Origin of the sequence: Paenibacillus sp. cl123, from assembly GCF_900101595.1 — a bacterium.
In the GTDB taxonomy this organism is placed as follows: domain Bacteria; phylum Bacillota; class Bacilli; order Paenibacillales; family NBRC-103111; genus Paenibacillus_G.
Genome location: NZ_FMYY01000006.1, coordinates 75,988 through 86,181, shown reverse-complemented (window position 1 = coordinate 86,181; position 10,194 = coordinate 75,988). Strand labels below are relative to the sequence as shown.

Genomic DNA, 10,194 nt, shown 5'->3' with positions numbered 1-10,194 from the left:
GGTTTTTCGCACAAAGTGCATCATTCGAGCGCGGGGCGTGGCGCTTTTGTATGGTTTTTCTGTGAAAATACACTAAACATATCCTCATTTTCATCCTGGAGCTGTGCCTTGGGAGACATGTTTGTTTTCGCACAAGTTCACCGTTCGAGCGCGGGGCGCGGTGCACTTGCATGGCTCTCCGTACAAATCCGCTTTTGACCGGAGGGCCTGCGCATTCACGCCCCTCCTTCCTGCCTCCTTATCATCCTCCCATGAACGGGGACTTAAATAGCGATCCCTCTGCCAGCCTGCATAAGCTCCGGACATGAAAAACCGCAACGCGTGTTATCCCTCGCATTGCGGCTGTTTCACTCAGCGGCTTCCCACCATATCGCCCTGCTGAAGCCGGTACATCTGCGCATACCGTCCGCCTTGCTGCAGCAGCTCGTCATGGCTTCCCCGCTCGACGATCCGGCCCCGGTCCAGCACCAGAATCTGATCGGCATTTTTCACCGTGGACAGCCGGTGGGCGATAATAAACGTTGTCCGGCCCTGCTTCACCACATCGAGCGCCCGCTGGATGACCGCCTCGGTTTCCGTGTCGATGTTGGAGGTCGCCTCATCCAGAATCAGGATCGCCGGATCAAAGGCCAGCGCCCGGGCGAATGAAATCAGCTGCCGCTGTCCGGCCGACAAGGTGCTGCCCTTCTCGATCACCGGCTCATCCAGCCCCTGCGGCAAATTCCTCAGCAGGCCGTCCGCTCCGACATCGGCCAGCGCGCGCTCGATCCGCTCGCGCGTAATCGCCGGATCGCCCAGCGATACGTTGGAGCCGATTGTCCCGGCGAATAGAAACGGGTCCTGCAGCACAATGCCCATATGCTGGCGCATCGTCTGCCGCGGCAGCTCGCGAATATCTGTGCCGTCAATCGTGATGCGGCCCTGCTCCGGATCATAGAAGCGGAACAGCAGGTTCAGGATCGAGCTTTTGCCGGAGCCCGTATGGCCGACAAGCGCAACCGTCTGCCCGGGTCTCGCCTCGAACGATATGTCCCGCAGCACCGGCTCGCCTTCCTTATACGAGAAGCCGACATGCTCGAAGGCGACATGGCCGCGGTAGCGGTCGATCCGGCGTTCGGACACGTCTTCACCCTCCTCGTCGATAAGCGAGAATACCCGCTCACCCGAGACAAGCGCCCGCTCCAGATTCGGCAGCTGGTTTACGATGTTAACCATCGGCTGGAACAGCCGGTTCAGGTAGTCGACGAACGCATACAGCACCCCGAGCGACACCATGCCCGCTCCGCCGCTCAGCGAAGCGCCGCCGAAATGCCAGATCAGCGCGACGAGCGCGATATTGCGAATCACCCCGACCAGATTGTACCCTGTCCATGAGTTCAAACTGAGCAGCTTGTTCTGATAGTTGAACAGCTTCGTGTTATGCGCTTCAAATTCTTCCTCGGTTTTCTTCTCCTTGCGGAACGCCTTGACGATGGCCATGCCCTGGATCGATTCATTGATCATGCCGTTGATCTCACTGACGAGGCTGCGGATCACGCGGTTGTAGCCTTTGGCGATCCGGCCGTAGATCCAGATCCAGGCGGCAAGCGCCGGCAGCACGAACAGGCAGATGGCGGCCAAACCCGGGTCCAGGAAAAACAAAGCCGCATAGATCCCCGCCATATGAATCGCTCCGGTAAAGAAGTTGGCCAGCACATTGACATACAGATCGCGAATCGATTCCGTATCGTTCGTAATCCGGGAGACGACCTTGCCGGCCGCCAGATTGTCGAAGTAGCGGACCGGCAGCCGGTTCAACTGGGCAAATACATCCGTCCGCATGCGCCGGATAATCCGGTTGGCCGAGGATTGGAGGAAGTACCGCTGTCCGTAAGTAAACGCGGCCGATATGACCAGCAGCCCCAGATACAGCCAGCAAAGCCGCAAAATGCCGGTCAGTTCGGGCAGATAGAAGGCGAGCGTTTCCTCGCGGCTCAGCTTCTGGGCGGCATAGGTATGCCGCTCGCCGCCCCGCCCGATAACGACGGCTCCATCCGCCGTCAGGCTGCGGCTGCCGTCGATCGCAGCCGGGCCTGCGATAAAGTAATAATCCCTATCCACCTGCAGAACGCGTGCTTCCGGCCCTCGCGCTTCGCCGTCGGCGAACCGGTCGGCGCGTTTGTAATGCTTGCCGGCGTAAGCGACGGCGTATCCGTCTTCCTGACCGGAGCCGGCCGCCACCTCAAACCACGGCTGCTCGATCCCGGATATATGCACATCAATGATCCGTTTGGCGATGAGCGGTCCGGCCAGATCGGTGACGACCGCCACGATCAGCAGGATCAAAGCCAACGCCACCTGGCCCTTGAAGCGGGCCGCATAGGCGATCAGGCGGCGGATCGTCGCTCCGGTGCTGCCGGGCTTCAGCTCCGCCGTCTCCCGCTCATCATCTATAATTTCATGAGTCTCACTCAAGCTCGCTCCACTCCTTCCTCTCCCTGCGCCGCCTCCACCTGCTGACGCTCGAACTGCTCTCTGTACCAGCCGCCCTTATCCAGCAGTTCCGAGTGGGTTCCCTGCTCGACGATCCGTCCATCCTCCAGCACGAGGATCAGATCGGCGTGCAGGACGGCCGACAGACGATGAGTCGCAATGATCGTCGTCTTGCCGGCCCGGGCATTCCGGATGTTGGCGATAATCTGAGATTCTGTGCGCGCATCGACCGCAGACATGGCATCGTCGAGCAGCAGTATTCGCGGATTCGCGATCAAAGCCCGGGCCAGGGACACCCGCTGCTTTTGCCCGCCGGACAACGCGACGCCCTTCTCGCCGACCATCGTGTCCAGTCCTTGCGGCAGGAATTGCAGGTCCTTGGCAAAGGCCGACGTTTCCACGGCCGTCTGCAGCTCCTGCTCGCCTTCGCCGCCTCCGAAATGAATATTCCTGCGTATCGTCCGCGAGAACAAGAACGGCTCCTGCGGCACATAACCGAGCCAGGACTTCAGCCGGCTCATATCGATCCGCTCGATCGGCACGCCGCCCAGCTCGATCGTCCCTTCGCCCGGCGGATATTCGCGCAGCAGCTGCTTGATCAGCGTCGACTTGCCGCTGCCGGTCTTGCCGACGATGCCGAGCGTCTGTCCGGGCTCCAGCGTGAAGGTTACCTCGCGGAGATTATCCACGGCCGAGGACGGGTACCGGAAGGTGACGCCGTGAAACGCCAATCGTCCGGGCAGCTCGGGGCTCAGGCCGTTCTCCGGCTCGGGCACATCGGGCTTATACCCCAGCGTTTCGTTTACTCGATCCAGCGAAGCATTGCCTCGCTGCATGATGTTGATCAGCTCGCCGATGGCGAACATCGGCCAGATCATCATGCCGAGGTAGACGTTGAACGCAACGAGCGCGCCGATGGTCAGCTCGTTATGGAATACGAGATACGCCCCATAGCCCAGGCCGATCATATAGCTGATGCCGACCAGAATCTTGATCGTCGGCTCAAACAGCGCCTCGATGCGGACGACCGCCAGATTTTTGTCCAGCACATCCTGCGTTACCTCGGCGAACTGCCGCTCGGCTGCGCGTTCCTGGGTATAGGCCCGGATGACGCGAATGCCGGATACCGTCTCCAGCACCCCTTCGTTCATGTCGCCGAACGCATCCTGCGCCTTCATGAACCGGGCATGAATCCAGCCTCCGTACAGGCTGACGAGCAGAGCCATCACCGGCAGCGGAAGCACGGCCGCAAGCGTCAGCTTCCACGAGACGAACACGCTCATCGTCACCAGCAGCGTTCCCATCCACAGCGTCGAATCGAGCAGCGTCAGGATGCCGAAGCCCGCCGTCTGGGCGACGGCCTGCAGGTCGTTCGTCGAACGGGCCATCAGATCGCCCGTCCGGTTGCGTTCATAAAAGGTTGGCGTCATCTTGAGGAAATGCCGCATCAATCTTCCGCGCATCAGCCGCTCGACGACAAAGGCTCCTCCGAAGAGCCGATAGCCCCAAATATACGAGATGATGTAAACGACGACCGTGATGCCTGCGAGCAGCAGCACGGTTCTGCCGATATAGGACCAGGACATCTGCCCAAGCGCTATCGTGTCGATCGCCTGACCGACCAGCATGGGCGGAATGATCTCCAGAATGCCGGCGACCACCAACAGCAGGATGGCGAACGAATACCGCCTCCATTCCTGCCGGAAAAACCATCCCAGCTTGTTAAAAATGGAAAACATAAGGTCGACTCTCCCTTCTTGTACAACACATCATAGTCCATAATTTAGAAAAATTGGACCTGAACAGGAGCCGTCGGCCGCTGCCCGTCAGCTCCCGAACCACAAAAAAAGCACGCCGCCGGGAAGCGATGTGCTTATCATTCTCTATGATAGGGGCGCATGCCGCACGAGGGCGCGGCCTGCAACAATTACCGGAAAGACCGATAAGGGGACAAGCGTATCCTCCCCTTGCTGCCGGATAAGGCCAAGGCCGCGAAGCGAGCTATGAAGTTGGACCGCAGACGCTGCTGCGCATGGCTGTTTGTATTCAAGCTGTTCATCCGCATGGCTTCATGCCGCTCCTTTCCATAATTAGGCTGTTGGGTACTTAAGAAGGGTAGCACGCCTGCTCGCCCGCTGTCAACGGCGGACAAGTCGACTAAATCATTATAACCAAACTTTACGCGCCTGCCTCCGATCCGCTTGGCCCAGGCCACCGGCCTATACCTTCACCTGTCGGATCGCCTGCCTCATGTTCAGCAGACTGCCGTTCAGCTCCGAAGATGCGGCGGCGACCTGCTTGATCATCCCGAGCTGGCCGTCGGTCATCTCCCGGATATGCCGGGTCTGACGGGCAACCCCATGAGCGATTTCGGCGATGCTGCCGACCGAGGCCGCTACCTCTTCCGAGCCGGCAGACAGCTGCTCCACCGTCGCCGACACTTCCATAATCTGCTCCGTCACAAGCTTGAAGGCGGTGACGGTATGCATGAAAGATTGCTCGGCATCCGCCGACAAGCGAACGCCCTCCCCGATCTCCCGGGTCGCTCCGTTCATCTGCTCGCTGATCTTGGCCGTCTCCCGCCCGATATTGTCGAGCAGAGAAGCAACCCCCTGAACGGCTTCCGACGAAGCGTCGGCCAGCTTGCGCACTTCCTGGGCGACGACGGTAAAGCCGCTGCCGTGCTCTCCGGCCCGCGCCGCTTCGATGGAAGCATTCAGAGCCAGAAGCTTGGTCTGATCCGCAAATTCATGGATCGAACGAAGCACATCCTCCATCTGGCTGGAGTATCCTTGAAGCCTCCCGGCAATCTCCACCGTCATCGCAGCGGTACTGGAGATATATCCGATCTGCTCATGCATCCGGTTGACGGCCGACTGGCCGGCCTCGGCCACTTGCAGCGCCTGCACCGCCGCTTCGCTGACGGTGCTTGAGGATTCGGAGATGCGGCCAATGCCTGTTGCAATCTCTTCCACCGCCCGGGCGCTTTCATCCGAGCTTTGCGTCTGCCGGGCAGCCCCCTCATGAATATGCCGGACGCTGCCGTCGACCGATTCGCTCATCTGCAGCATCTGCTCGGCATGGCGGGCGAATTCCTGCGAGGAGATGGCCAGCTGGTCCGAGGCTGACGCCACCTGCGCCACCATGCCGCTTACCATCTCGTTAAGATGCTCCGACATCTGCACCATCGCATTGTAAGCGGTGCCGATTTCGTCGCCGGAGCGTACCGGCTCCGACAACAGCATCGCACGGGCTTCCGCGAGGTCGCCTGCAGCCATCCGGCCAGCGCTGGCCGTAATGGTGCGAAGCGGGCGCAGAGCGCGCACCACCACCCATGCCACGAAGCCGGCGGCTCCGATCGTGACGAGCAGCATCAACAGATAAAACGGAATGCTTTGGCTGATGACGCTGTCGGTCAAGTTCTTCAGCACCTCCGCATCCGTGTCGATGCCGATCGCTCCCACAAAGCTTCCGGCAGCATCGCGGACCGGAGCGTAGGCCGATATGTAGGTGCCGTAATCCGGGTTCTCGATGAGCGGCGTGGTCGCATTGCGGCCTGCCAGCACTTGCTGCGCCGCCTGCTCCGGCATATCCGTCTCTTCGCCGATCGGCGAGGCGTCGGTCGACTCCCTCGGCTGCCCGTCGATCATCAGCAGCGGCTTCCCGTTCTCGTCCAGACGAACGAAGTACACATACAGCGCCCCGATATCCGTACGAAAGCGGTCGAGCTCCTGCCGCAGCGACCAGTATAGCTCCGTTTCCTGCGGATTTTTGAGGAATTCCGCATAGCGGGCCGTATCCATCTGCTTGGCATAGCTCTCCGCAATCCGCATATTGTAGCTGCCGACCGCCTCCTCTACCGCCGAGCGCGTCTGAGTCAGTTGAATGGCTATGCTTCCCGCGGCAATCAGCAAAATAATCGCGAGAACCACGATCAGAATACGGGCAATCAAATGAGTTTTTACAAAATGGATCATGCGTATGCATCCCTCTCCCTAGGCGCCGCCGGATTTTGGCCGGCTTCCCGCCTTCCTCATGCTGACAAAAAGGTCCTTGTTCGCTATAACGAACGCGCAGCAATTCGCGATCAACTGCTAACGGGTTCCCGGCTGTTCCGGCCGGACGCTCTTCAGGCGCTTGGGTATCCTGCTGTCTGTCCTGTTGACAGGAAATGCGTTCCGCTCCTGTATGCTTCGTCCTTGTCTATTGTACATGGACGCGTCCGGTTTAGCCAGAATCCGTTTTCTTTCCCATGGCCGGGATGCCGCGTCTTATTGTTACTTTATCCCCTTGTTATTCACACTTATCCACAATCTGTCCACTATTTATCCACAGTTCCTTCGGCACCGGTCTGCGGATGCTGCAAAGCTGCTCTTTTCCACGCTCAGAGTGCCCGGCAGAAGAAAAGAAGCTCCGCTCCTCCTTGCGAGCAAGGAGAAGCGAAGCTGGGAATGCAGGAAATGCCGATCTGATCCGAATTAATAAGCCAGCGAGAACAAGCCGTTAATATGCGACAGGTAGCGCACATTGCTTGCTTCCTTCATCAGCGAAGCCGGCAGTCCTTTCAGGCGGGTTTGGCTCGCGCCGACCGTCGCGATGCCGTCCTTGCGGCCAAGGCTCGCGAGCGTACCGGAGAATACCGGATTGAACGGCTCTGTCGGAGCGCCCTTCAGGTTCGCGAAGATGTTGTAGCCGATCGTCTCTCCCATCTGCCAGGCAAGCTGCGCAGTCGGAGGGAACGGACGGCCTTCCGGCCCCATGACGACGGCGCTGTCGCCGGCCACGTACACGTCAGGATGCGATACGGATTGCAAAGTTTCGGTCACGGAGGCGCGGCCGCGGTTCACTTCGATACCGCAAGCGCCGACAAGCGCATTGCCTTGCACGCCGCCTGTCCAGACGATCGTGTTCGACTCGATGGAGCTGCCGTCTTTCAGGAATACGGTCGTTTCCGTAGCTTCGGTGATCGCAAGACCGATCAGGAATTTCACGCCGCGCTTCTCCAGACTTGTCTGCGCGCGCTCGATGTGCTCGGCCGGGAAGCCCAGCAGAATGGAAGGACCTGCTTCAACCGTATACAGAGACACATCGGCGAAGTCCACGCCTTTCTTGCGGCACAGCCCGGGGAGCATGTCCGCCAGCTCGCCGACAAGCTCGATACCGGTCAAGCCGCCGCCGCCGACAACGAAGGTGGCGTCCGCTTTGTTTTTCGTTTTTGCATATTCTTCGATCCGCGCTTCCACATGCGCACGGATGCGGTTCGCATCGTCTACGGACTTCAGCGTGAAGCTGTTTTCCTTCAGGCCAGGGATGCCGAAATACGCCGTTTCGCTGCCGAGGGCGATTACAAGCGCGTCATAATCGTAGGAAATACCGCTCTTCAGAATGACGCGTTTCTCGTCCAACCCGATCGTCTCAACAGTGTCGACGCGCAGGTTGATATCCTTGCCGCGCAGCAGCTTCTCAAGTGGAAGCGCAACGGCCTGCTCGGTCAGGTTGCCGACAGCCAAGCGATGCAGCTCGGTAATAATCTGGTGGGAAGGCGTCTTGTTGACGACCGTAATCGTCGCTTCCTCAGGGGTCAAATATTTACGCGCAGTCAGGGCGCTGAGCAAGCCGCCGTAACCGCCGCCCAAGATCAAAATATGCTTCGACATACTTATCCTCCGTTCTGGTTTAAACGATTATTCGCCTTGGCTTTGCTGGCGTTTTTGCTGATTGCGTTCTGCGGAAATTTCCAGGAAGGCCTGGGCAAAGCGGAACGTCTTTTGCACCTGAGGGTCCTTCAGCATTTTGAGCAGTCCGAACAGTCCGATCGTAGCCGTCTCCGCTTGCGCGCGGTCGTTCGCTTCGATGGCATTGGCCGCCAAGTTTTTCGCGCCTTCTACGATCGGCATAGCCACTTCGCCGATACCGCCCTTGATATCCTCGATAAATACCTGGTCGGTAGCGAGGCTTTGCACAACGTCGTAGGTTTTGGTCAGCAGAGTAACCATCTCGGCCAGCTTGGGCAAATTCTCCACCAGCACCGTCAGCGATTGCTGCACCTCCGGCTTCATCAGTTGATCCAGCACATCCGTAGATTCGCGTGCGATCGTTTGCGTCGTTTGAGACATAATAAACGTCCTCCTTTGCGTTGAACAATATAGAAGCCACCTGTTGTCCGTATCCTGCTCGAGCCTTATCTTAGGCTTCGGATCTACCCGTTCGTTACTTGACTCTAAGGGGAAATAACGTTCCTGGATGAAGCCGGCCTAATTGTACCAAATTTCACAACTTGCTCGATAAAAGATTCGGGCTTGCTTGGAGCCCTATGTTGGTTCTATTATACCTCCGCTTTCGCAAAGTAAGAAAAGCCAATTTTCGACAATTGTGAACAATTTGTGAATAAAAACACAAGAATCAGCGCCTTAACCTTGAAATCGAACAATCGCCGAAGCTTGTACCTTCCGGACTTTAAAAAACCTCCGAGGCTCAAGCCCGGGAGGTTCCGAAGCGGCCGATCAGCGCGCCATACAGCACAAGCGCTATCAAGTTCGATACGGCCATTACGATGCCCAGCGGCAGCGCCGAGCTTTCGCCTCCTAGCCCTACCAGCGGAGCGACCAGACCGCCGAAGATAAAGGACAGCACCCCGAGCAGCGCCGAAGCGCTGCCCGCCGCCTGAGATTGTCCGGCCATCGCCAGCGGGAAGGAAGCCGTCCCGACTATCCCGACGCAGGAGACGGCGACGAATAGCGGCGGCAAAATCCAGGCCAGCCCCGCGCCAGCGGCAAGGCCCGTCAGCACCAGCAGACCGCTGGCGGCCGCCAGGATCAGTCCGGTTATGAGCAGCCTGGACTCGGAGAACCGTCCCGCCAGCCGGCCGGTCGCCTGGCTTGCCATAATAATGCCAAGCCCGTTTGCGGCGAAGATCAGGCTGAATCCCTGAGGCGATACCCCGTATATGTTCTGCAGCACGAAGGGCGAGCCTGCGATATAGGCGAACATCGCTGCCGTCACGAATCCCTGGGACAGCGCATAGCCCATAAAGGAGCGGTCCTTGACCAGCCGGCCGAAGGTGGACCATGTCTCCCGGAGGCCGCCCCGCATACGGCGCTGCGGCGGCAGCGTCTCGGGAAGCGCGAGAATGACGGCGGCGAGCGCCAGCACCCCGATGAGGGCAAGCGCAAGAAAGACGCCGCGCCAGGTGGTGAACGCAAGCAGCTGTCCGCCGAAGATCGGCGCCAGGATAGGGGCTGCCCCGTTCACCAGCATCAGCAGCGCAAAAAACTTCGTCAGTTCCGTTCCCGCGTACAGATCCCGGGCGATCGCCCTGGAGATGACGATGCCGGCGGCGCCGGCAAGCCCTTGAATAAACCGCAGCGCAACGAAAGCCGACGCGGACGCGCTGAGCATGCACAGCACGGAGACGGCGGCGAAGAGCAGCAGCCCCGTCAGCAGAGGCTTCCGCCTGCCGTACATATCGCTAAGCGGACCCGCCGCCAGCTGGCCCAGCGCCAGCCCCAGCAGGCAGGCGGTCAAGCTGAGCTGCGCCGCCGACGCGCTCGTGTTCAAGTCGCCCGCCAACTGCGGCAGCGCAGGCAAATACATATCAAGCGACAGCGGTCCGAAAGCCGACAAGGTGCCAAGCACCAATGCCATCCATAGACGGCGCGACCGCACCGGGGCCGCCTGCTCCTTCTTTGCAGCTGAAGCCGGGTGGCCGTCAACTGCCTGTTT

At 59.5% G+C, this 10,194-nt stretch carries 7 protein-coding genes; 1 reads left to right on the top strand and 6 read right to left on the bottom strand.

Going from position 1 to position 10,194, the window contains the following annotated elements; genetic code table 11:
- Positions 1-198: hypothetical protein (locus BLR08_RS31425; protein ID WP_218131569.1), on the top strand; the 198-nt coding region annotated here is incomplete at its 5' end.
- 153 nt (positions 199-351) lie between these two features.
- Here the strand turns inward: BLR08_RS31425 and BLR08_RS12460 are convergent.
- From BLR08_RS12460 to BLR08_RS12435, 6 genes are all read right to left on the bottom strand, one after another.
- Entirely contained in the window at positions 352-2,433 is a 2,082-nt protein-coding gene (locus BLR08_RS12460) for an ABC transporter ATP-binding protein (RefSeq protein WP_371117279.1), read from the bottom strand.
- 17 nt (positions 2,434-2,450) lie between these two features.
- Complete coding sequence (locus tag BLR08_RS12455) at positions 2,451-4,211, bottom strand: ABC transporter ATP-binding protein (protein ID WP_072329542.1); 1,761 nt, start codon at positions 4,209-4,211, stop codon at positions 2,451-2,453.
- A gap of 480 nt (positions 4,212-4,691) precedes the next feature.
- Positions 4,692-6,449 (bottom strand): methyl-accepting chemotaxis protein, encoded by a 1,758-nt coding sequence (locus BLR08_RS12450; protein ID WP_072329541.1) that lies wholly within the window; start codon positions 6,447-6,449, stop codon positions 4,692-4,694.
- Between the two features lie 501 nt (positions 6,450-6,950).
- Positions 6,951-8,129, bottom strand: a complete 1,179-nt coding sequence (locus tag BLR08_RS12445; RefSeq protein WP_072329540.1) for an NAD(P)/FAD-dependent oxidoreductase — start codon at positions 8,127-8,129, stop codon at positions 6,951-6,953.
- A 27-nt stretch (positions 8,130-8,156) separates the two neighbouring features.
- Entirely contained in the window at positions 8,157-8,588 is a 432-nt protein-coding gene (locus BLR08_RS12440) for a DUF1641 domain-containing protein (protein ID WP_072329539.1), read from the bottom strand.
- 358 nt (positions 8,589-8,946) lie between these two features.
- Positions 8,947-10,116, bottom strand: a complete 1,170-nt coding sequence (locus BLR08_RS12435) for a multidrug effflux MFS transporter (protein ID WP_072329805.1) — start codon at positions 10,114-10,116, stop codon at positions 8,947-8,949.
- Positions 10,117-10,194: the final 78 nt, after the last annotated feature.